The organism is Kitasatospora sp. NPDC087315, assembly GCF_044744345.1.
GTDB lineage: Bacteria > Actinomycetota > Actinomycetes > Streptomycetales > Streptomycetaceae > Kitasatospora.
This window is the reverse complement of sequence record NZ_JBIUYD010000027.1, coordinates 116,137-139,468: the sequence shown is the minus strand read 5'-3', so window position 1 is coordinate 139,468 and position 23,332 is coordinate 116,137. Positions and strand designations below refer to the sequence as shown.

The 23,332-nt window shown below is 72.5% G+C and carries 12 protein-coding genes and 1 rRNA gene; 10 read left to right on the top strand and 3 right to left on the bottom strand.

Annotation, left to right across the window (positions count from 1 at the left end; genetic code table 11):
* Positions 1–85: ribosomal RNA gene (rrf, locus tag ACIO5D_RS31850) — 5S ribosomal RNA — on the top strand; the annotation flags it as partial.
* A 75-nt stretch (positions 86–160) separates the two neighbouring features.
* Complete coding sequence (locus ACIO5D_RS31845) at positions 161–1,066, top strand: phosphatase PAP2 family protein (protein ID WP_363609626.1); 906 nt, start codon at positions 161–163, stop codon at positions 1,064–1,066.
* A gap of 94 nt (positions 1,067–1,160) precedes the next feature.
* Here the strand turns inward: ACIO5D_RS31845 and ACIO5D_RS31840 are convergent, their stop codons facing one another.
* Positions 1,161–1,724, bottom strand: a complete 564-nt coding sequence (locus ACIO5D_RS31840) for an acetate uptake transporter (protein WP_363609624.1) — start codon at positions 1,722–1,724, stop codon at positions 1,161–1,163.
* A gap of 321 nt (positions 1,725–2,045) precedes the next feature.
* Positions 2,046–4,607, bottom strand: a complete 2,562-nt coding sequence (locus ACIO5D_RS31835; RefSeq protein WP_400799382.1) for a SpoIIE family protein phosphatase — start codon at positions 4,605–4,607, stop codon at positions 2,046–2,048.
* Between the two features lie 573 nt (positions 4,608–5,180).
* On the opposite strand from ACIO5D_RS31835, the gene ACIO5D_RS31830 reads away from it, so the two are divergent.
* The 8 genes from ACIO5D_RS31830 to ACIO5D_RS31795 all read left to right on the top strand — a co-directional run bounded on the left by ACIO5D_RS31830 (position 5,181) and on the right by ACIO5D_RS31795 (position 17,966).
* A complete protein-coding gene (locus tag ACIO5D_RS31830; RefSeq protein ID WP_400657450.1) occupies positions 5,181–9,686 on the top strand; it encodes a HAMP domain-containing protein in 4,506 nt (1,501 codons plus the stop codon).
* Positions 9,687–9,986: 300 nt separating this feature from the next.
* The gene (locus ACIO5D_RS31825) at positions 9,987–10,619 is read left to right on the top strand and encodes a response regulator (RefSeq protein WP_363609620.1); all 633 of its coding nucleotides are present in this window, start codon (positions 9,987–9,989) and stop codon (positions 10,617–10,619) included.
* Positions 10,620–10,743: 124 nt separating this feature from the next.
* The gene (locus ACIO5D_RS31820) at positions 10,744–13,431 is read left to right on the top strand and encodes a DNA translocase FtsK (RefSeq protein ID WP_400799379.1); all 2,688 of its coding nucleotides are present in this window, start codon (positions 10,744–10,746) and stop codon (positions 13,429–13,431) included.
* A 275-nt stretch (positions 13,432–13,706) separates the two neighbouring features.
* On the top strand, positions 13,707–14,570 hold the full coding sequence (locus ACIO5D_RS31815) for a helix-turn-helix domain-containing protein (RefSeq protein ID WP_400657429.1): 864 nt from the start codon (positions 13,707–13,709) through the stop codon (positions 14,568–14,570).
* A 96-nt stretch (positions 14,571–14,666) separates the two neighbouring features.
* Positions 14,667–16,148, top strand: coding sequence for a 30S ribosomal protein S12 methylthiotransferase RimO (gene rimO / locus ACIO5D_RS31810; RefSeq protein WP_400657427.1), 1,482 nt, complete (start codon positions 14,667–14,669; stop codon positions 16,146–16,148).
* Positions 16,149–16,201: 53 nt separating this feature from the next.
* Positions 16,202–16,783, top strand: a complete 582-nt coding sequence (gene pgsA, locus ACIO5D_RS31805) for a CDP-diacylglycerol--glycerol-3-phosphate 3-phosphatidyltransferase (protein WP_400657447.1) — start codon at positions 16,202–16,204, stop codon at positions 16,781–16,783.
* Positions 16,784–16,809: 26 nt separating this feature from the next.
* On the top strand, positions 16,810–17,286 hold the full coding sequence (locus ACIO5D_RS31800; RefSeq protein ID WP_400799387.1) for a CinA family protein: 477 nt from the start codon (positions 16,810–16,812) through the stop codon (positions 17,284–17,286).
* Between the two features lie 311 nt (positions 17,287–17,597).
* Positions 17,598–17,966 carry a helix-turn-helix transcriptional regulator gene (locus ACIO5D_RS31795; protein ID WP_363609610.1) on the top strand — a complete coding sequence of 123 codons (369 nt, stop codon included), beginning with the start codon at positions 17,598–17,600 and terminating at the stop codon, positions 17,964–17,966.
* A gap of 466 nt (positions 17,967–18,432) precedes the next feature.
* Here the strand turns inward: ACIO5D_RS31795 and ACIO5D_RS31790 are convergent, their stop codons facing one another.
* Positions 18,433–23,187 carry an ATP-dependent helicase gene (locus ACIO5D_RS31790; protein WP_400799377.1) on the bottom strand — a complete coding sequence of 1,585 codons (4,755 nt, stop codon included), beginning with the start codon at positions 23,185–23,187 and terminating at the stop codon, positions 18,433–18,435.
* Positions 23,188–23,332 lie beyond the last annotated feature (145 nt).

The window sequence follows — 23,332 nt, the reverse complement described above, 5'->3', positions numbered from 1 at the left end:
TTACATTCCGAACCCGGAAGCTAAGCCTCACAGCGCCGATGGTACTGCAGGGGGGACCCTGTGGGAGAGTAGGACGCCGCCGAACAATCATTCCAAAAAGACCCCCTCCCATTTGGGAGGGGGTCTTTTTGCGTTAACGTCTCCCCAGCAAACCAGCTCGGTGGAGAGGCGCGATCCGTTGCAGAACCTGACCCTTACCTGGCAGTCCGCCGGGGGCGCCGCGGTCGCTCTCTACGGGGGGGCGTACGCGGCTTCCCGGGTTCGGCGGGCCCCGCTTTCGGCGCTGCTGCGGGAAGCCGGCACGTTGCTGGCGCTGTTCGCTCTCTGGCAGTTGGTCGGGCATCTCTCCGTGATGAGCGCCGACCACGCGCTGGACCGGGCGAGCTGGATCCACCGGACGGAGTTGGCGGTCGGCCTGCCGGACGAGGCCTCCTGGCAGGCTGCCGTCACGCCGTACCCGGTGCTGGTGAAGACGGCCAACTACTACTACGCCGCCATGCACTTCGCGGTGATGCTCGGGGTGCTGCTCTGGGTCTTCGTCCGGCATCGCGCGCGCTATACGTGGGTCCGCAACACCGTGGTGATCACGACGGCGATCTGCCTCGCCGTTCAGTTCATCCCGGTGGCGCCGCCCCGGATGCTCCCGCAGAACGGGTTCGTCGACGTGGCCGCGGAGTACGGACAGTCGGTGTACGGGGGCGCGGTGGGCGGGGTCGTGGTGGCCGCCCAGCTTTCGGCGATGCCCTCGGTGCACGTGGCGTGGTGCGTGCTGGCAGCGGTGGCGGTGATCAAGGTGTCAAGGAGTCCGCTTCGCTGGCTGATGGTGCTGCACCCGGTGCTGACCGTCGCGGTCGTGGTGGTCACGGCCAATCACTTCTGGGCGGACGGCCTGGTCGCCGTCGCGATCCTGCTGTTCGCGTACGCGGCCCAGGCCGGCGTGGCGCGCTGGTGGACCCGGCGTGCGGCGGTCAGGACGGCGGAGGGCGCCGCAGACGTGGTGGCGGGCACCCGGGCGGGCGAGCGGGCAGACGAGCAGGCAGACGAGCGGGCCTCGGCCGGAAGCTAGGCCCCGTCCAACGACGGCGCCCAGCGGGCGCGCGCGGGCCGGTGGGGCCGGACCTCCTGACAAGGGAGGTCCGGCCCCACCGGCGTTCAGGCCGTTACTTGACCGGGAGCGCGGCCCGGCCCCATCCGCTGTTGGTCAGCGAGGCGGTGGCCCAGTACCAGGCGGCGAGCCCGGAGGCCGCGGCGACCCAGCCGGCGAACTTGGCGAGACCACCGGAGGTGCTGAAGGTGGCGATCGCGGAGAGCACCAGCGAGACCGTCAGCAGACCGTAGACGAGCCGGCTGAACAGGCCGGACTGCCAGGAGGCGGCGGTCAGGGTGAGGGCCAGCAGGGCCCACAGCAGCAGGAACAGGCCCGCCGCGTTCTTTCCGGCACCACCGGCCGCGGACCAGGTGGCCCAGAAGGCGCCGAGGCTGGTGAAGGCCGTCCCGGTGAAGCCCTCACCGGCCCGGAGCTGCCAGATACCGGCGATGAACAGGGTGAGACCGCCGACGAGGTGGGCGAGAGAGGCTGCGTCCTTGACTCCGGTGCCACTGAAGATGCCGGTGGACAGCAGGCCGTAGGCGAGCAGTGTCAGGCCGAGCGCGAGGTAGCCGAGGTTACCCGCGTCGGCTCCGGTGGAACGGGCGTTCTGTGCCCCGGTAGCTTCATTGCTCACCGGAGGCTCCTTTCACTCTGGGCGCGCGCATGCGCAGTCAGTGCGATGAGGTGCGATGAGGCGTGTCGTGACGGGACGCGTGCCAGGACGCGTGACGATTCGCGCGGAACGCCGTGCCGAAGGCGCACGACGGGAGCGTGCGGGCGGCGGCGGTCAGGTGATGGGCCGGCAGAAGGGCTGTCGGCGGAGGTCCCCTCCGGGAAGTTCCCCGGTGAGATCGGTGTACCCGGCCCCGCTCGCTTGTACCCTTGTGAATCGCACAATTTGTGGCGCTGTCAGCTGTGGAACGCTCACGATCGGCCGTCGGTCGGACCGGCTTGCTCAGCCCACCCGCTGGTTCGGCACCCGCAGGGTGAGGATCGCCATGTCGTCGGACGGCGGCTCCGGAGCGAAGCGCTCGACGGCCCGCTGCACCCGGAGGGCCACCGCTCCGGCGGTCAGCCCGGTGCAGCCGGTGAGCACCTCGGCCAGGCCGTCGTCGCCCAGCATCCGCAGCCCCTCGCGCCGTTCGGTGACCCCGTCGGTGACGCAGAGCAGGACCTCGCCGGGGGCGAGCACCAAGTGTTCGGCGGTGAGCTCGAGTTCGTCCATGACGCCGAGCAACGGCTGCGGGGTGGCGGCCCGGTCGACCCGGCCGTCGGTACGCAGACGCAGCGGCAGCGGGTGGCCGGCGCAGACCAGTGAGAGCTCGGTGCTGCCGTCCGGTCGGGGCGTCAGTTCCCCGTACAGCAGGGTGAGGAAGCGGCTGCGCGAACCCTCGTCCAGGATGGCCGCGTTGAGGCGGCTGAGGACCTGCGGGGCATCCAGGCCCTCGCGGGCGAGCAGCCGCAGCGAGTGCCGGGCGAGGCCGGTGACGGAGGCCGCCTCGGGGCCGGTGCCGCAGACATCGCCGATGGCGAAACCGTAGGTGCCCTCGCGGATGGTGAAGAGGTCGTAGAAGTCGCCGCCGACCTCGTTGCCCTCGCCGGCGGCCTGGTAGTAGACGTCGACCTCGACGCCGGGGATCTCGGGGAGCTCCGGTGGCAGCAGGCTGCGCTGCAGGGCCTGGCTGGTGGCGGTCCGCTCGGAGTACAGCCGGGAGTTGTCGAGCGCGAGGGCGGCCCGGCGGGAGAGGTCCTCGGCGAGTTCGAGGATCTCCTGGCGGAACCGGACTCCGGCCGGGGTGCCGAGGGCGAGCAGCCCGATGACCCGGTTGCGGGCGGTGAGCGGCAGGACCACCGTTTCGCCGAGCAGGCCGGAGAGTTCGGGGTGGTCGGTGAGCCCGCTGGCGCGCGCGGTCTCGACCGGGGCGGGCCAGAAGCGGACGCCGTGGGTGGGGCCGGAGTCCGGGGCGGGGGTCTTGTCGAGGAGAGCGCGCAGCGGGTCGATGCGGTCCTCGTCCTCGTGCAGCACGAAGGCGAGCGAGGCCGGTGCGCCGTGGTCGCCGTTGGTGTAGACGGCGCACCAGGCGGCGAGGGTGGGGACGGCCATCTGGGCCATCAGCGCGAGGGTCTGCTCGTGCTCCAGGGTGCCGGCCAGCAGGTCGGAGGCCTCGACGAGGAAGGAGAGCGAGCCGCGGCGCAGCCGTTCGAGCTCGGTCAGCCGGGTGCTCTCGACGGCGAGGGCGACCCGGTCGGCGGCGAACTGCAGACGCAGCGCGTCCTCGTTGTCGTACCGGCCGGGCGCGGTGGTCGCGATGCCGAGGGAGCCGATCAGCCGGCCCTCGACCTTGAGCGGGACGGTGAGCAGTGAGCGCATGCCGCTGCCGGCGAGGACCGGCAGCGCGGTGGGCCGGGTGCTGAGGTCCTCGTGGACGGAGGGCAGGCGGGCGGAGTCGTAACGGGTGCCGCTCTCGACCGGGAAGCGGATGGGGCGGCGGTGGCCGATGGTGAGGCCGGCGGCGGCGCGGACCTCGAACTCGGTCTCGTCGTCGCTGGTGAGCAGCAGGTAGGCGGCATCGGCGTCGAGCAGGTCCCGGGCGCGTTCGACGGTGCGCTGGAGCAGGGTGTCGAGGTCGTCGGCGACGACGGGACCGGCGAGCAGGTCGAGCCGGCCGCCGGTGGGGTCGTTCTTGTCGCCGGGCAGTGCGCGGGCGGGGGAGCGGAGTACCGCGCGGTCGGGTTCGAGGACGAGCAGACAGAGGGTGGAGGGGACGCCCTCGGTGTCGCGGACGCGGACCTGGAGGCCGTAGACGTCGACGATCCGGTCGTCCGGGCAGCGCAGGCCGAAGCTGCCCTCCCAGCGGGCCAGGCGGAGCGTCTCGGCGAGGCCCAGCCCGATGCCGGGGGACTGCGGCCAGGCGGCGAGATCGGCCCAGGGACGGCCGAGCACGGTGTCGGCGGGGTGCTCGAAGAGGGCCTCGGCGTCCGGGTTCCAGGCCAGGACGCAGCCGTCGTCGTCGAGCTGCACGACGGCGACGTGCACCGGGCCCGGGCTGCTGGGCAGCTCGCTGCCGGGGGTCGCGGGTACCGCGTAGCGGGTGCCGGCCACCTGGTCGGGCAGGGCGAGGCGGAACCAGACGGTCTTGCAGCCGGCCGCGTACTCGACGCCCCAGCGCTCGGCGAGGGCGGAGCACATCAGCAGGCCGCGGCCGCCCTCGCCGTCGGGGTCGGCGTAGCGGTCGGAGGCGGTGACGGGGACGTCGGCGAAGGACGGCAGGCCGCGTTCGGGGTGGTGGTCGGTGACCTCGATCCGGACGCTCGCGTCCTCCCTGAGACAGCAGACCTCGGCGGCGGTGCCGGCGTGCACGACGGCGTTGGTGACGAGTTCGCTGACCAGCACCACCGCGTCGTCCACGACTTCGGGCAGTCCCCAGCCCAGTAGCGCGTCCCGCACGAAGCCGCGGGCGGCGCCGGCCGAGCGGCCGACGGGTTCGAAGGTGGCGGCTGCGCGCGCGGTGACCACGTTGCCACTTCTCCTCTGCTCTGGCCTGGGCTGTCCGGGTGCGGCGCCGACTCCCCGTGCGCGCCGGCGGGTGAGCGGCGGCGCTGGGTCGGGTCGTGGTCCGGTGCAGCGCCCCACCCTACTTTCCGGTTGGTTCCCCGTGGGGGCGGGGCGTCGAAACAGGCACCTGAGGGTGATTCTGACCACCTGTTTCGGCCGGTGCGGTACCAACAGAGCGCAACCAGCCGTATACCCGCCGCCAGTGCTGCCAGACTGGGGGGTCCGCGACGGCCGGTCGGAGCAGTACGGTCGGTGTGGATGCCGGTGGGCCGTGAGCGGTCGCCGGGACGCTGTTGCGCCGGGCCGGTGCCCGGAGCCGGGCCCTGGAGCGGGCGCGGACGGTCACCGGACAGTTCACGATGTGGGAGGGGCCCGTTGAGTTCGGCCACCAAGGACGCAACCGGTACGACGCCGCCCGCCCCGCGCGGCGGGCGGTCCGGGACCGCGCCGCGGAGCGCGGTCGGCCGGCGAGCGAGCCACAACCGGGGAGCCGAGCCGGCCGAGTTGCGCAAGCTGCTGGCCGCGCTCACCGCGATGCGGGACGGCAACTTCAGGCGCCGGCTGATGGTGCCGGGGGACGGGCCGCTGGCGGAGATCGCCGCGGTGTTCAACGAGGTCGCCGAGCGCAACCAGCACCTGACCGGTGAGCTGGCCCGGGTCCGGCGTGCGGTGGGCCGGGAGGGCCGGCTGAACGAGCGGCTGGAGACCGGTGCGGGCGAGGGTGCCTGGATGGCGGCGGTCGACAACTGCAACGCGCTGATCGACGATCTGGCCCGGCCGATGGCCGAGGTGGGCCGGGTGCTGGCCTCGATCGCCGAGGGCGACCTGGACCAGAAGATGGAGCTGCGCTCGCTGCACAGCAACGGGGTGAGCCACCCGCTGCGCGGCGAGTACCTGAAGATCGGCCGGACCGTCAACGGGCTGGTGGACCAGCTGTCGGAGTTCACCGACGAGGTGACCCGGGTGGCGATCGAGGTCGGCACCGAGGGCAAGCTGGGCGGCCAGGCCAAGGTGCGCAGCGTCTCGGGCAGTTGGAAGGACCTCGCCGATTCGGTCAACACCATGGCCGGTCGGCTGACCGCGCAGGTGCGCAACATCGCCCAGGTGACGACCGCGGTGGCCAAGGGCGATCTGTCGCGCAAGGTCACGGTCGAGGTGGCCGGCGAGATGCTGGAGCTGAAGAACACCGTCAACACGATGGTCGACCAGCTCAACTCCTTTGCCGCGCAGGTGACCACGGTGGCCCGGGACGTGGGGACCGAGGGCCGGCTGGGTGGCCAGGCGCGGGTGCCGGGCGTCGCCGGGGTCTGGCGGGACCTGACCGACTCGGTGAACTTCATGGCCGACAACCTGACCGGTCAGGTGCGCAATATCGCCCAGGTGACCACGGCGGTGGCGCGCGGCGATCTGTCGCAGAAGATCCAGGTGGACGCCAGGGGCGAGATCCTGGAGCTCAAGAACACCATCAACACCATGGTGGACCAGCTCTCCGGGTTCGCCGAACAGGTGACCAGGGTGGCCCGCCAGGTGGGTACCGAGGGGCGGCTGGGCGGCCAGGCACAGGTGCCCGGCGCGGCCGGGGTCTGGCGGGACCTGACTGACAACGTCAACTTCATGGCGAACAACCTCACCGATCAGGTGCGGAACATCGCGCAGGTGACGACCGCGGTCGCCAAGGGCGATCTGTCGCAGAAGATCCAGGTGGACGCCAGGGGCGAGATCCTGGAGCTGAAGAACACCATCAACACGATGGTGGACCAGCTGGGGGCCTTCGCGGACGAGGTGACCAGGGTCGCCCGGGACGTCGGTACCGAGGGCATCCTCGGCGGCCAGGCGAATGTGCCGGGGGTGTCCGGCACCTGGAAGGACTTGACGAACAGCGTCAACCTGATGGCCAACAACCTGACCAGCCAGGTCCGCAACATCGCCGAGGTGACCACCGCGGTGGCCCGCGGGGACGTGTCGAAGAAGATCACCGTCGATGCCCGCGGCGAGATCCTGGAGCTGGTCACCACCGTGAACACGATGGTCGACCAGCTCTCGGCGTTCGCCGACGAGGTCACCCGGGTGGCCCGCGAGGTGGGCACCGAGGGGATCCTGGGCGGTCAGGCCAGGGTGCGCGGGGTGTCGGGCATCTGGAAGGACCTGACCGACAACGTCAACTTCATGGCGTCCAATCTGACCAGCCAGGTGCGGAACATCGCCGAGGTCGCCACCGCGGTGGCCCGCGGTGACCTCTCCAAGAAGATCACCATCGACGCGCAGGGCGAGGTCGCGGCGCTCGCCGGCACCCTGAACACCATGGTCGACCAGCTCTCCGCGTTCGCGGTGGAGGTGACCCGGGTCGCCCGCGAGGTGGGGACCGACGGCACCCTGGGCGGTCAGGCGGGGGTGCCGGGCGTGGCCGGTATCTGGAAGGACCTGACCGACAACGTCAACCTGATGGCCAACAACCTGACCGGTCAGGTCCGCAACATCGCGCTGGTGATCACGGCGGTCGCCCGGGGCGATCTCTCGCAGAAGATCGACGTCGACGCGCGGGGCGAGATCCTGGAGCTGAAGACCAGCATCAACACCATGGTCGACCAGCTCGGCTCGTTCGCCGACGAGGTCACCCGGGTGGCCCGCGAGGTGGGCACCGACGGGCGGCTCGGCGGCCAGGCCAGGGTGCCCGGGGTGGACGGCACCTGGCAGGACCTCACCGAGTCGGTGAACGAGCTGGCCAACAACCTGACCCGGCAGGTACGCGCGATCGCGCAGGTCGCCACGGCCGTGACCAGGGGCGACCTCAGCCTGCGGATCGACGTGGACGCCGCCGGAGAGCTCGACGAGCTCAAGGACAACATCAACCAGATGATCGCCAACCTGCGCGAGACCACCCGCACCAACCAGGAGCAGGACTGGCTGAAGACCAACCTGGCCCGGATCTCCGGCCTGCTGCAGGGCCGCCGGGACCTGGAGGCGGTCGCCTCGCTGATCATGACCGAGCTGACCCCGGTGGTCTCCGCCCAGCACGGCGCGTTCTTCCTCGCCCAGCCGGCCGGCCGGACCGCCGAACTGATCACCGAGGACGACGACGAGAACGACACCGTGATGCGTCTGATCGGCAGCTACGGCTACCAGCGGCGGGCGATGCCCACGACGTTCCGGCCCGGTGAGTCGCTGATCGGCCAGGCGGCGGTGGAGAAGCGGCCGATCATCCTCAAGGAGGCGCCTCCCGGCTATCTCAAGATCGCCTCGGGCCTCGGCGAGGCCTCACCGGCCCACATCGTGGTGCTGCCGGTGCTGTTCGAGGGCCGGCTGCTGGGCGTGATCGAGCTGGCCACCTTCAGCTCCTTCACCACCGTCGCGCTGGACTTCCTCAACCAGATCGCCGACCTGATCGGCGTCACCGTCAACACCATCAGCGTCAACACCAAGACCGAGGGCCTGCTGCTGGAGTCCCAGCGGCTGACCGCCGAACTCTCGATGAGGTCCGCCGAGTTGGAGGCGCGTCAGGAGGAGCTGGAGCGCACCAACGAGGAGTTGCAGGAGAAGGCCGAGCAACTCGCCCAGCAGAACCGTGACATCGAGATCAAGAACAGCGAGATCGAGGAAGCCCGGCAGGTCCTGGAGGAGCGCGCCGAGCAGCTCGCCCTGGCCTCCCGTTACAAGAGCGAGTTCCTCGCCAACATGTCGCACGAGCTGCGCACCCCGCTCAACTCGCTGCTGATCCTCGCCAAGCTGCTCTCCGACAACAACGAGGGCAACCTCTCGCCCAAGCAGGTCGAGTTCGCCGACACCATCCACGGCGCCGGATCCGACCTGCTCCAACTGATCAACGACATCCTGGACCTCTCCAAGGTCGAGGCGGGCAAGATGGACGTCCGCCCGGCCAGGATCGCCCTGGTCCAGCTGGTCGACTACGTGGAGGCCACCTTCCAGCCGGTCGCGCTGGACAAGAACCTCGACTTCGCGGTCCGGGTCTCGCCCGCCCTGCCGGTCACCCTGCACACCGACGAGCAGCGGCTCCAGCAGGTGCTGCGCAACCTGATCTCCAACGCGGTCAAGTTCACCGACAGCGGCGCCGTCGACTTCTCGATCAGCCCGGCCGGCCCCGACGTCCCGCAGCACGTCCGCGAGCGACTGCTGGAGGCCGGCGCGATCGCCGGCCCGGACGACGAGCTGATCGCCTTCTCGGTCTCCGACACCGGCATCGGCATCCCCGACAACAAGCTGCGGGAGATCTTCGAGGCGTTCAAGCAGGCCGACGGCACCACCAGCCGCAAGTACGGCGGCACCGGCCTCGGGCTCTCCATCAGCCGGGAGATCGCCCGGCTGCTCGGCGGCGAGATCCACGCCGAGAGCGAGCTCGGCAAGGGGTCCACCTTCACGCTGTACCTGCCCCTGCGCACCGAGGCCCCGGGCACCGCCGCCCCGCAGCAGGCGGTGCCGAACGCCCCGGCGGTCCGCGCCTCGGTCGCCGTGACGCCGGCCGGCATGCCCGTGCCGGTCGGCGAGAACCCGGCCGACCACTGGGCCCAGGAGGTCCGCGAACTCGCGGAGGAACGCCGCCGCGGCGCCGTCGAACGCCGCCGGGCCGCGGCCCTGGAGCCGCCCGCCGACGGCCGCCTGCCGGAGCCCGGCCCGGCGCCCCGCCACGGCGGCCGGTCGGACACCCGTTTCGACGGCGAGCAGGTGCTGATCGTGGACGACGACGTCCGCAACGTCTTCGCCCTCACCAGCGTGCTGGAGCAGCACGGCCTGACCGTGCTCTACGCCGAGAACGGCCGTGAGGGCATCGAGATGCTGGAGCAGCACGAGAACGTGGCGCTGGTCCTGATGGACATCATGATGCCGGAGATGGACGGCTACGCGACCACCGAGGCGATCCGCCGGATGCCCCAGTTCGCCGGTCTGCCGATCATCGCGCTGACCGCCAAGGCGATGAAGGGCGACCGCGAGAAGTCGTTGGAGGCCGGCGCCACCGACCACATCACCAAGCCGGTCGAGACCGACCACCTGCTCGCGGTGATGCACCAGCGCCTGCACCGCGACTGACCGCGGTCCCACCCGGGGGCGTGAACCCCGGAGCGGGCTCCGGTCTTCGCGCCAGCCCGGGGGCCGGGTTGCTGGCGGGGAGGGGCGGGAACCCGGTAGGGTCACCGATCGTTGCGAACAGTGACCACATGGCGACTCGCTGCTGAGCGTGCGCCGGTGCACTGGGTGCGCGCCGCTCCGGATCATTCTGCGACGGAGCGATGTGCCGGGCGAGGGGGTGCGGCTAGCATGACCGGGGTAGTGGTGGGCAATACGCGGGTGCCTTCCCCAGGCAGGCAGGCGACAGGAGGGCGGGTCGTAATGCAGAAGGCGAAGATCCTCCTGGTCGACGACCGGCCGGAGAACCTGCTGGCGCTGGAGGCGATCCTCTCGGCGCTGGACCAGACGCTGGTGCGCGCGGCGTCGGGGGAGGAGGCGCTCAAGGCGCTGCTCACCGACGATTTCGCGGTGATCCTGCTGGACGTCCAGATGCCCGGGATGGACGGCTTCGAGACGGCCGCGCACATCAAGCGGCGCGAGCGTACCCGGGACATCCCGATCATCTTCCTGACCGCGATCAACCACGGGCCGCACCACACCTTCCGCGGCTACGCGGCCGGTGCGGTGGACTACATCTCCAAGCCGTTCGACCCGTGGGTGCTGCGCGCCAAGGTCTCCGTCTTCGTCGACCTCTACATGAAGAACTGCCAGCTGAAGGAGCAGGCCGCGCTGTTGCGCCTGCAACTGGAGGCGGGTGGCCAGTCGACCCTCGGCGGCGCGCTGCTGGGCGAGCTGTCGGCGCGGCTGGCCTCGGTCGAGGAGCAGGCCGAGGCGCTCGGCAAGCAGCTGGACACCACCGAGGACGCGGGCGTGGCCGCCACCGCGGCACACCTGGAGCGCAAGCTGGCCGGCCTGCGGCGTGCGCTGGAGGCGATGCGCCCCGGCGCCGAGTAGCCGCCAGACTGCTTTCACTCTTTCGGGTGAAAGTGGATCAGGGTGACGGTGTGTCTGCGACACGTCCGGCACCCCGGCTCGGACACATGTGCACAGGTGGCCGACCCCGGTAGGCTGCTGAACCATGGCCACACGTACGCCCGGAAGCGCGGCACGCAACTCGAGTCCGGGACCGTCCAAGAAGGCCGCGGCGAAGGCTCCGGCCAAGCCGCCCGCGAAGAAGGCGGCCGCCAGGAAGCCCGCTCCGGCGAAGAAGGCGGCGGCCAAACCCGCCCCCGCACCGCCCCCGCAGCAGCCCTTCCTCTTCCGCGCCGTCCGGTTCGTCTGGCTCGGCCTGGCGAACGGGCTCGGCGCGATCTTCCGCGGTTTCGGCGACGGCGCCAAGAACCTGCACCCGGAGCACCGCAGGGACGGACTGGCCCTGCTGCTCTTCGCGCTCGCGCTGGTCACCGCCGCCGGCACCTGGTTCAGCCCGCAGGGCTGGCTCGGTGAGGCGGCCACCAACGTGGTGTCCGGGCTCTTCGGCCGGCTGGACGTACTGGTGCCGTTCCTGCTGGCGGCGGTCGCGATCCGGTTGATGCGCCACCCGGAACTGCCGGAGGCCAACGGGCGGATCATGATCGGCCTGAGCGCGCTGGTGGTCGGCGTGCTCGGCCTGGTCCACATCGGCTGCGGCGCGCCCATGATGGGCAGCGGCGCGACCCGGATAAGGACGGCCGGCGGCATCGTCGGCTGGGCCGTCTCCACCCCGATGATGGCGGCCGCCGGGCCGCCGCTGGCGGTACCGCTGCTCCTGCTGCTGGCCTTCTTCGGCCTGCTGGTCACCACCGCGACCCCGGTCAAGCGCATCCCCGAGCGGCTGCGCGGCGTCGGCGTGCGGCTCGGCGTGGTCGAGCCCGGGCCGCAGGACGAACTGGGCGAGGGGCGTACGCCGGAGCGTGAGCTGTCCACCGAGCCGCCCGAGGACGCGGACCCCTCGGCGCTGCCCTTCACCGTGGACACCGACGGTGACAGCCCGGGGGACGAGGTCGCCGCCCGTCGGCGCCGCCGACGGCGGAAGCAGCCGGACGAGCAGGAGGCCGCCGCCGTCCCCGACATGTTCGCGAAGGACCTGGACGACCCGTACGCGACCCGGAATCTCGCTGCCGGCGCGGCCGCCGACCTGGACGGCGCGCTGGTCTACGGCGTGCCCGCCTCCTCGGCGGTGGCGGACATGATGCACCAGGTCCAGGACCGCACCGCCCCGCCGGAGGAGGCCGCCGTCCCGGCCGCCCGCAGCGGCGCCCAGCCGGCGCCCGAGGAGCACGGCCCGGCGCCGGTGCGGATGGAACAGCTCCAGCTCGCCGGCGACGTCACCTACGCGCTGCCCTCGCTGGACCTGCTGGAGCGCGGCGGCCCGGCCAAGGCCCGCAGCGCCCTCAACGACGAGGTGGTGGCCCAGCTCACCGGGGTCTTCGCCGAGTTCAAGGTGGACGCCAAGGTCACCGGTTTCACCCGGGGTCCGACGGTCACCCGGTACGAGGTCGAGCTCGGCCCCGCCGTCAAGGTGGAGCGGATCACCGCGCTCGGCAAGAACATCGCGTACGCGGTGGCCAGCCCGGACGTGCGGATCATCAGCCCGATCCCCGGCAAGTCCGCGGTCGGCATCGAGATCCCCAACCGGGACCGCGAGATGGTCAACCTCGGCGACCTGCTGCGCTCGCGCACGGCCGCCGAGGACACCCATCCGATGGTCGTCGGCATGGGCAAGGACGTCGAGGGCCACACGGTGATGGCCAACCTCGCCAAGATGCCGCACATCCTGGTCGCCGGTGCGACCGGCGCGGGCAAGTCGTCCTGCATCAACTGCCTGATCACCTCGGTGCTCGTCCGGTCCACCCCGGACGAGGTCCGGATGGTGCTGGTCGACCCCAAGCGGGTCGAGCTCACCGCGTACGAGGGCATCCCGCACCTGATCACGCCGATCATCACCAATCCCAAGAAGGCCGCCGAGGCCCTCCAGTGGGTGGTGCGCGAGATGGACCTGCGCTACGACGACCTCGCCGCGTACGGCTTCCGGCACGTCGACGACTTCAACGCGGCGGTCAAGGCCGGCAAGGTCACCCCGCCGCTCGGCAGCGAGCGGGAGCTGAAGCCGTACCCGTACCTGCTGGTGATCGTCGACGAGCTGGCCGACCTGATGATGGTCGCCCCGCGTGACGTCGAGGACTCGGTGGTCCGCATCACCCAGCTCGCCCGCGCCGCCGGCATCCACCTGGTGCTGGCCACCCAGCGGCCCTCGGTGGACGTGGTCACCGGCCTGATCAAGGCCAACGTGCCGTCCCGGCTGGCCTTCGCGACCTCCGCGATGGCCGACTCCCGGGTCATCCTGGACCAGCCCGGCGCGGAGAAGCTGATCGGCAAGGGCGACGCGCTCTTCCTGCCGATGGGCGCCAGCAAGCCGATCCGCATGCAGGGCGCGTTCGTCACCGAGGCGGAGATCGCCGCGATCGTCCAGCACTGCAAGGACCAGCTGACGGCCGTCTACCGGGACGACGTGACGGTCGGCTCCGGGCCGAAGAAGGAGATCGACGAGGAGATCGGCGACGATCTGGACCTGCTGATCCAGGCCGCCGAGCTGGTGGTCTCCACCCAGTTCGGCTCCACCTCGATGCTCCAGCGCAAGCTCCGGGTCGGCTTCGCCAAGGCCGGCCGGCTGATGGACCTGATGGAGTCGCGCGGCATCGTCGGCCCGAGCGAGGGCTCCAAGGCCCGCGACGTGCTGGTCAAACCGGAGGAGCTAGACGGCGTCATCCTCACCATCCGGGGCTGATTCCGGACCGGGGACGGTGGCGACCGCCGAGGGGTGTTCACTCGTTCGGAGGAGGGTAGGCGCGGTGTGCGGGAACCGATCGGACGCACACCGCGTCACAGGCCGGAAGCGGGCTTCCGGGAACGGCGGCCCTCGTGCTGACGGCCGGTCAGCGACCGGCCGGGCCCGGGCCGGGAAGGCCGCGCGCATTCGGGCCTGTTCCGCTTGAGAAACGAACCGTCCACGCCCCTAGACTGTTCTCCAGCAGGTGGCCATCCGCTCGAAAGGCGTGCCCCGTGACCATCGGCAAGTCCCCCGACCGCGAGAACGCCCCGACGCCCGCCCAGCCGTCCGACGGCGCGGAACCGACGGCCGATGCCGTGAGCATCGGCCGGGTGCTGTCCACCGCACGGATCGACGCCGGCCTCACGGTGGATCAGGTGAGCACCGCCACCCGGGTCCGGGTGCCGATCGTCCACGCCATCGAGGCGGACGACTTCGCCCGCTGCGGTGGTGACTTCTACGCGCGCGGTCACATCCGCCTGATCGCCCGGGCCGTCGGCGTGGACGGCGACGGGCTGGTGGCGCGGTACGACGCCGCGCACGGCGGCGCCCCCGCCGCGAAGCGGCCGACCCAGCTGATCGACAGCGGGCCGATCAAGGTGCCCGGCCGCAGCCGGCCGAACTGGACGGCGGCCATGGTCGCCGCGATCTTCGCGGTGGTCGCCCTGATCGGCTTCAACCTGGTCAGCGGCAAGACCGGCGGCTCCACCACCGGCTCCGCCAGCGCGCCGCTGCCCAGCGGTTCCGGCACCGGCTCGGTCGCCCCGGCCGCCTCGCCGAGCGTGCAGCCGCCGGCCCCGGCGCCGAGCGCCGCGGCGATCGCCGCCGTCCCGGCCGACAAGGTCACCGTGAAGCTGGTCGCCGAGAAGGACACCAGCTGGGTCTCCGCGCTGGACGGCAACGGGAAGTCGCTGTTCCAGAACAACATCGCGGAGGGCCAGGACCAGACCTTCACCGACCCCAAGCAGATCAAGCTGGTGATCGGCAACGCCGGTGCCGTGCACGTGTACGTCAACGGCAAGGATCTCGGTCCGGCGGGCAAGGACGGCCAGGTGGTGCACGTCACGTACACCCCCGGCGACCCGCAGGCGGGCTGACGGCGCGGGCCCGGTGGCCCGGTGAAGATCTGGTAATCCGAGGCGCGTGGCCTCCGGGGCGAACGGCACCGGGGGCCGCGCGTTAATCTTGGCCCTATGCCTGAACGCCGTACTGTCGCCCTTGTCACGCTCGGATGCGCCCGCAACGAGGTGGACTCCGAGGAACTCGCCGGGCGACTGGAGGCCGATGGCTGGTTGCTCGTCGACGACGCCGCCGAAGCCGACGTCGCCGTCGTCAACACCTGCGGCTTCGTCGAGGCCGCCAAGAAGGACTCCGTCGACGCCCTGCTGGAGGCCAACGACCTCAAGGGGCACGGCCGCACCCAGGCGGTCGTCGCGGTCGGCTGTATGGCCGAGCGGTACGGCAAGGAGCTGGCCGACGCGCTGCCCGAGGCGGACGGCGTGCTCGGCTTCGACGACTACTCGGACATCTCCGACCGCCTGCAGACCATCCTCTCCGGCGGCCACCACGCCCCGCACATCCCGCGCGACCGCCGCAAGCTGCTGCCGCTGAGCCCGGTCGAGCGCCAGGCCGCCGCCGCCGAGATCGCGCTGCCCGGCCACGGCGCCGCCGAGACCATCGCCGACCTTCCGGAGGGCGTCGCGCCCGCCTCCGGCCCGCGCACCCTGCGCAAGCGGCTGGACGACAACCCGGTCGCCTCGGTCAAGCTCGCCTCCGGCTGCGACCGGCGCTGCTCCTTCTGCGCCATCCCGGCCTTCCGCGGCTCGTTCATCTCCCGCCGCCCCTCCGACGTGCTGCACGAGGCCCAGTGGCTGGCCGAGCAGGGCGTCCGCGAGGTCGTGCTGGTCAGCGAGAACAACACCTCGTACGGCAAGGACCTCGGCGACATCCGCCTGCTGGAGACCCTGCTCGGCGAGATCTCCGCGCTCGACGGCATCGAGCGGGTCCGGGTCTCCTACCTGCAGCCCGCCGAGATGCGCCCCGGGCTGATCGACGCGATGACCGGCACCGCCGACGTGCTGCCCTACTTCGACCTGTCCTTCCAGCACTCGGCGCCGGCGGTGCTGCGCCGGATGCGCCGGTTCGGCAGCACCGACCAGTTCCTGGAGCTGCTCGGCACCATCCGCGGCAAGGCCCCGCAGGCCGGTGCCCGCTCCAACTTCATCGTCGGCTTCCCGGGTGAGACCGAGGAGGACTTCGCCGAGCTGGAGCGCTTCATCACCCACGCCGGCCTGGACGCGATCGGGGTCTTCGGCTACTCGGACGAGGACGGCACCGAGGCCGCGACCTACGACGGCAAGCTGTCCGAGGACGTGGTGGCGGACCGGCTGAACCGGCTGACCAGGCTCGCCGAGGAGCTGACCGCCCAGCGGGCCGAGCAGCGGATCGGCAGCGAGGTCGAGGTGCTGATCGAGTCCGTGGAGGGCGATCTGGTCGAGGGCCGGGCCGCCCACCAGGCGCCCGAGACCGACGGCCTCACCACGCTCACCGGCGTCGAGGACCCCGAGGTCGGCCAGTTCTACCGGGCCCGGGTGGTCGCCAGCGAGGGCGTCGACCTGGTCGCCGAGGCGCTGGAGCAGACACGGGTCCGCCAGGCCGCGGGAGCCGGGGAATGACCAACGGGCCCGGCGCCCCGGCCGCGGCCCACCCGGACAGACCGGAGGCCGCGATGCCCCCGTTGCCGGGGATCTGGAACATCGCGAACATGCTCACGATGCTCCGGTTGCTGCTGGTGCCGGTCTTCGTGGCGCTGCTCTTCGCCGACGGGGGACACGACCCCAAGTGGCGCGCGGTGGCCTGGGCCTCGTTCGCCGTCGCGATGATCACCGATCTGTTCGACGGGGAGCTGGCCCGGCGCAAGGGCCTGGTCACCGACTTCGGCAAGATCGCCGACCCGATCGCCGACAAGGCGATCATGGGCGCGGCGCTGATCGGCCTCTCCGTGCTGGGCGACCTGCCGTGGTGGGTCACGGTGGTGATCCTGGCCCGCGAGCTCGGCATCACGCTGATGCGGTTCTGGGTGATCCGGTACGGGGTCATCCCGGCCAGCCGGGGCGGCAAGCTGAAGACGCTCACCCAGGGCATCGCCGTCGGCATGTACGTGCTGGAGCTGACCGGCTGGCTGGCCACCGCGCGGGCCGTCCTGATGGCGCTGGCGGTGCTGCTGACCATCGGCACCGCGCTGGACTACGTCGGGCAGGCGCTTCGGATGCGCCGCGAGGGGCTGGCCGCGGAGCGCGCGGGCCGGTGACGGGGGAGACCGGGGTGGACTACGAGCTGGCGGTGCGGGCGCACACCGCGCTGCGCGGGGAGGGCAGCACGGTGGCGGTCGCCGAGTCGCTGACCGGCGGGCTGCTGGCGGCCGCGCTGGTGGACGTCCCCGGGGCGTCCGCGACCTTCCGGGGCTCGGTCACCGCGTACGCGACCGAGCTGAAGGCCTCGGTGCTCGGCGTCGACGAGGGCCTGCTGGCCGTGTACGGGCCGGTTCACGCCGTGGTGGCCCGGCAGATGGCCGAGGGCGTACGGCGGCTGCTGGGCGCCACGTACGGGCTCGCGACGACCGGGGTGGCCGGTCCGGAGCCGCAGGACGGGCAGCCGGTGGGCACGGTGCACCTCGCCGTCGCCGGTCCGGGGGGAACTCTGGTCAGTTCGCCACGGCTGTCGGGGGAGCGTGCCACAATCCGTCACAGGGCGGTCACCGCCGCCCTGGAGCTGCTCGTCGGGCGGCTGCCGTCCGGCCCGGCCGTGCACTGAACCCGTCGAGAGCTCCATCGAACCGAGATCTGCCGAACTGGCGTACGGGTATGGCGCAGCTGGAGGATCGTGTTACATCCAAGGGCCTGGTTGGGCAGAAACCAGGTGGCGAACGAGTTGCGCGGCGGTGGCCGGGTGCCGCAGGACGGGTCCGACGAGGGGTCCGCAGGCCCGGGAACGACACCGAAACAGGGGAGGGGACAGCCTTGCAGCCCAGAGTGAACACGACCATGGTCCCCGCACGCGAAGCGGGCAAGGCGGTACGGTGGGGACGTGACATCTCGATCCGCAGTCCGAGGAGGGAGGCACCGATGATCCTGCTCCGTCGCCTACTGGGCGATGTACTGCGTCGGCAGCGCCAGCGCCAGGGCCGCACACTTCGCGAGGTGTCGGCAGCTGCCAGGGTTTCGCTCGGTTACCTCTCCGAGGTCGAGCGGGGGCAGAAGGAGGCCTCTTCGGAGCTGCTCTCCGCGATCTGCGACGCACTCGACGTCCGCATGTCCGAGGTCATGCGCGAGGTCAGTGACGAGCTGTCGCTCGCCGAACTTGCGTCGATGGCCACCCTCTCCGAAGGTGAACTGCTGAGGCCGGTGCTCGAACCGGTACCGCTGCCCGCCCCCGGCACCGACCGGGCGAACCTCTCGCCCAAGGCTGCCGCGATGGACGTGGTCGCCGCCTGACCTGGCCTCGACGCCCGGGCGCCTGGTGCCCGGGGCGAGCGAAGGAGGCGGTCGTGCGGAGAGCTTCGACGGCGTGCACCGAGGCCCGAATACGGCTGGGGCGAACGATTCCCCGGCCGCTTCGATGGCGCCTGGTGGTCCTGGTGGGCGGACTCTGCTGGTGGCTGTCGGCCGTCCAGGGGGAACTGGCCGACGGGGCCGTGCTGGGACTGCTCGTGGCCGGCGGCTGGGGGCTCGGTCTGATTCCGGTCCACGCGGACTGGAGTGCCACCGGACCATCCCGGCACCGAACGGGTGAGGCCGTGGCCCGGGTGGAGGCGGAACCTCCGATCGGGTGACATCAGCGACTGATTGCTTGACGAAGGCCGCGGGGTTGGCAACGACCCCGCGGCCTTCGCCGTGGCATACGGGCTCTTTACCGGTGCGGGGCCGGTGTGATTGGTGCGGCCGGTGTGGTCGGTGAGGCCTACGGTCGCAGCCGCAGGCCCCGGGGGGTGGCGTGGAAGCCGGCCTCCTCCAGGACGGCGCCCAGGGCCGAGCCCAGGGCGGGCTCGCCGTTGGCGCGCTCGACGGTGACACTCCCGAGCGCGCCCTGGCGGACCGCCGCGGCCAGGGCGGACGCCGCCGCCGCGCGGGTGGCCTCGTCCTCCGGCCAGGCCAGCAGGGACTTGCCACCGCGCTCGACGTAGAGGGCCAGCTCGCCGTCGACCAGCACCACCAGGGCGCCCGCCTTGCGGCCGGGCCGGTGCGCCCTCGCCTCCGTGGCCCCCGCAGCGGTGGGCGGCTCGGGCCAGGGCAGGGCGGCGCCGTAGGCGTTCGCCGGGTCGGCGGCGGCCAGCACCAGCAGCTGCGGCGGCTCGGCGGCGGGGCGGGCCGGCCACTCGGTGGCCCGGGCGCGCTCCAGCCGGCCGCTGACGGACCGCAGCCGGTCCGCGGCGCCCTCCATGGCGAACTGGGCGCCGCCCAGCCCCTCCACGAAGTAGCCCCGGCGGGCCCGGCCGCGCTCCTCCATCGCGGACAGCACCCGGTACACCCCGGCGAAGCCGCCCGGCACCCGCTCGGCCGCCACCGCGCCCCGGGTGAGCAGGCCGTGCCGGTCCAGCAGGCTCTGCGCCCGGGCGGTGGCCCGGACGGTCGGGTCGGCGGCGAAGGCGGGCAGCAGCGACCAGCGCCCGGCCACCGTCGGCGGGCCGCTGCGCAGGGCGCCGTCGGTGCGGCCGAAGGGGCGGCCCGCGCCGCCGTAGCGGCCGCGCGGGGTGGCCCGCGGGGCACGGTGGGCGGTGGCCCCGGCCGTCCGGGCGGAGCCGAGCAGGGCGCGCAGCGGGGCGAGGGTGTCATTGCTGACGTACCCGGCCCAGACCAGGTCCCAGAGGGCCTCGACGATCTCGGGCTCGGGGGTCTCGGTCAGGCCCTCGGCGCGCAGCCGTTCCACCAGTTGGCGGAAGAACAGGCCGTAGCCGCCGGTCAGGGCCGCCGTCACGGCGGTGTGCACGGGGGTGACGGCGGGCGGGACGGGCTCGGGGCGCAGCAGGTGGGCGTTCTCGGCGAGGTGCAGGCTGATCCAGCCGTCCGTGCCGGGCAGGGCGCCGGCACCGGACCAGCCGATCTCGCCGGCCGCCATCAGCTCGTCCAGCAGACCGGGGGAGTAGTCGGCGAGCCGGGCCGGGAGGATCAGCTTCTCCAGGGCGGAGGCGGGCAGGGCGGTGCCCTGGAGCTGTTCGACCACCCGGACCAGGCCGTCGGGGCCGCGCAGCCGGTGGCCGGCCAGGTGCTGCCACTGCGGGAGGAACGCGGCCAGCGCGCGGGGCGGTACGGGTTCGACCTCCTGGCGCAGGGCGGCCAGCGAACGGCGGCGCAGCCGGCGCAGGACCTCGGCGTCGCACCATTCGACGGTGGCGGTGTGGCCCTCGACCGGGCGGAACTCGCCCTGGACGAGGCGGCCGGTGGCGGTGAGCCGGTGCAGGGTGCCGGTGACGACGGCGGTGCCGAGACCGAAGCGGGCGGCGGCCTCGGCGGCGGTGAACGGGCCGTGAGTGCGGGCGTGCCGGGCGAGCAGGTCGCCCATCGGGTCCTTGACCGGCTCGGTGAAGGCCTCGGGGACGCCGACCGGCAGGGGGGTGCCGAGGGCGTCGCGGAGCCGTCCGGCGTCCTCGACGGCGGCCCAGCGCCGCTCTCCGGCGATCCGGACCTGGATCAGCCGCCGGGCCGCTTCGAGTTCGAGCGCCCAGAGCGGATCGGCGCCGCGGGCGGTCAGTTCGGCCTCGGTGAGCGGGCCGAGCAGGCGCAGTGCGTCGGCGACGCCCTCGGCGTCCTTGATCCGGCGCTCGGGGGTGAGGCGTTGGAGCTCGGCCTCCAGCTCGGCGAGGACCTGCGGGTCGAGCAGCTCCCGCAGCTCGGCCTGGCCGAGGAGTTCGGAGAGCAGCCGGGAGTCGAGGGCGAGGGCGGCGGCGCGGCGCTCGGCGAGCGGGGAGTCCCCCTCGTAGAGGAACTGGGCGACGTAGCCGAAGAGCAGGGAACGGGCGAACGGGGAGGGCTCGGGGGTGGTGACCTCGACCACGCGGACCGCGCGGGATTCGAGGTCCGCCATCAGCTCGACCAGACCGGGGACGTCGAAGACGTCCTGGAGGCACTCCCGGACGGCCTCCAGCACGATCGGGAAGGATCCGTACTCGGAGGCCACCTCGAGGAGTTGGGCGGCGCGCTGGCGCTGCTGCCAGAGCGGGGTGCGCTTGCCGGGGCTGCGCCGGGGGAGCAGCAGGGCGCGGCCGGCGCACTCACGGAAGCGGGAGGCGAACAGGGCGGAGCCGCCGACCTGGTCGGTGACGAGCTGCTCGATCTCGCCGGGGTCGAACAGCGCGGCGTCGGCGCCGACCGGGGCGTCGTCCGGTGAACTCGCCCGCTCCGGCGGCTCCATGGGGAAGTCGAGCAGGTCGGCGTCGGGGAGGCGGAGCACGATGCCGTCGTCGGCGTGCATGACCTGCGGGTCGAGGCCGTGCTTCTCGCGCAGCCGGGCGGCGAGGGCGAGCGCCCAGGGGGCGTGCACCTGCGCGCCGAAGGGGGAGTGGATGACGATCCGCCAGTCGCCGAGTTCGTCGCGGAAGCGCTCGACCACGATGGTGCGGTCGTCCGGGAGGTGGCCGCAGGCGGTGCGCTGTTCGGCGAGGTAGGCGAGCAGATTGGCGGCGGCCCAGTCGTCCAGACCGGCCTGCTGGAGCCGGGCGGTGGCGGCCTCGGGCGGGAGGGCGCCGAGTTCGCGGGTGAACGCGCCCAGGGCGCGGCCGAGTTCGAGCGGGCGGCCGAGGGTGTCGCCCTTCCAGAACGGGAGCCGGCCGGGGATCCCGGGGGCGGGGGTGACCAGCACCTTGTCGTGGGTGATCTCCTCGATCCGCCAGGAGGTGGTGCCGAGGGTGAAGACGTCCCCGACGCGGGACTCGTAGACCATCTCCTCGTCGAGCTCTCCGACCCGGCCGCCGCCCTTCCTGCCCGCTTTCGCCTCGGATGCGGCGGAGCCGGCGATGAAGACGCCGAACAGGCCGCGGTCGGGGATGGTGCCGCCGGAGGTGACGGCGAGCCGCTGGGCGCCGGGGCGGCCGGTGACGGTGCCCGCCACGCGGTCCCAGACCAGGCGGGGGCGGAGTTCGGCGAAGGCGTCCGACGGGTAGCGGCCGGCCAGCATGTCGAGGACGGCGTCGAAGGCGGACTGCGGGAGGGTGGCGAACGGCGCGGCCCGGCGGACCAGGGCGAGCAGGTCGTCCACCGGCCAGGTGTCCAGGGCCGTCATGGCGACCAGCTGCTGGGCGAGCACGTCCAGTGGGTTGCGCGGGATGCGCAGCGCCTCGATCCGCCCGGCCCGCATCCGTTCGGTGACCACCGCGGACTGCACCAGATCGCCCCGGTACTTGGGGAAGAAGACGCCGGTGGAGATGGCGCCGACCTGGTGGCCGGCCCGGCCGACCCGTTGGAGGCCGGAGGCGACCGAGGGCGGGGACTCCACCTGGACGACCAGCTCGACCGCGCCCATGTCGATGCCGAGTTCCAGGCTGGAGGTGGCGACCACGGCGGGCAGCCGGCCGGCCTTCAGCTCCTCCTCGACGAGCGCGCGCTGCTCCTTGGAGACCGAGCCGTGGTGCGCCCGGGCGAGGAGGGGCGGGGCGCCCTTGGCGGTGCCGGACTCGGCCATCAGCTGGGCGGGGGCGTGGGATTCGGGCAGGGGCTCGCCGACGGCGCGCTCGTAGGCGATCTCGTTGAGCCGGTTGCAGAGGCGCTCGGCGAGCCGGCGGGAGTTGGCGAAGACGATGGTGGAGCGGTGGGCCTGGACGAGGTCGACGATCCGCTCCTCGACATGCGGCCAGATGGAGGCCTGCCGGGCCGGGTCGGTGTCGGTGGGGGCACCTCCCGGCCGCGAGGCCGGGGGACCGCCGCCGGTGGCGGGGGCGGTGGGCAGGTCGTCCAGGTCGGGGACGGGGACGACCACCGAGAGGTCGAACTCCTTGGCGGCGGCGGGCTGGACGACGGTGGCGCCGCGCCGGGGGCTGAGGAAGCGGGCCACCTCCTCGACCGGGCGGACGGTGGCGGACAGGCCGATCCGGCGGGCCGGGCGCTCCAGCAGCTCGTCCAGCCGCTCCAGGCTGAGGGCGAGGTGGGCGCCGCGCTTGGTGCCGGCGACGGCGTGCACCTCGTCGAGGATCACCGTGTCGATGCCGCGCAGGGCCTCCCGGGAGGCGCTGGTGAGCAGGAGGAAGAGTGACTCGGGGGTGGTGATCAGGATGTCCGGCGGGTGGGTGGTGAAGCGGCGGCGGTCGGCGGCGGGGGTGTCGCCGGAGCGGATGCCGACCTGGACCTCGGGCTCGGGCAGGCCGAGCCGGACGGCGGCCTGGCGCAGGCCGGTCAGCGGTGCGCGCAGGTTCCGCTCGACGTCGACGGCGAGGGCCTTGAGCGGGGAGATGTAGAGGACCCGGCAGCGGCGCTTGGGTTCGGCCGGGGGCGGGGTGGTGCTGAGCCGGTCCAGGGCGGAGAGGAACGCGGCGAGGGTCTTGCCGGAGCCGGTGGGGGCGACCACCAGGACGTCGGTCTCCTGCCGGATGGCGTGCCAGGCCTCGGCCTGGGCGGTGGTGGGCGCGGTGAAGGCCCCCGTGAACCAGGCCCGGGTGGCCGGGGCGAATCCGGCCAGCGGATCGGCCGGGGGGCCGGCGGGCGACGGGGTCCGGGTCTGGGGTGCCATGCCCCCATGGTGCCCGGTGGCACTGACAAGGGAGCCGTGGTGGGGCGGTCGCGGCTGTGCCGTCCGGAAGAGCCAAAAAGGCAAAACAGACAATCCGCTCCTATGGTGATTATTCAGACCCGTGATCCTCCCGTGACCACCGGGA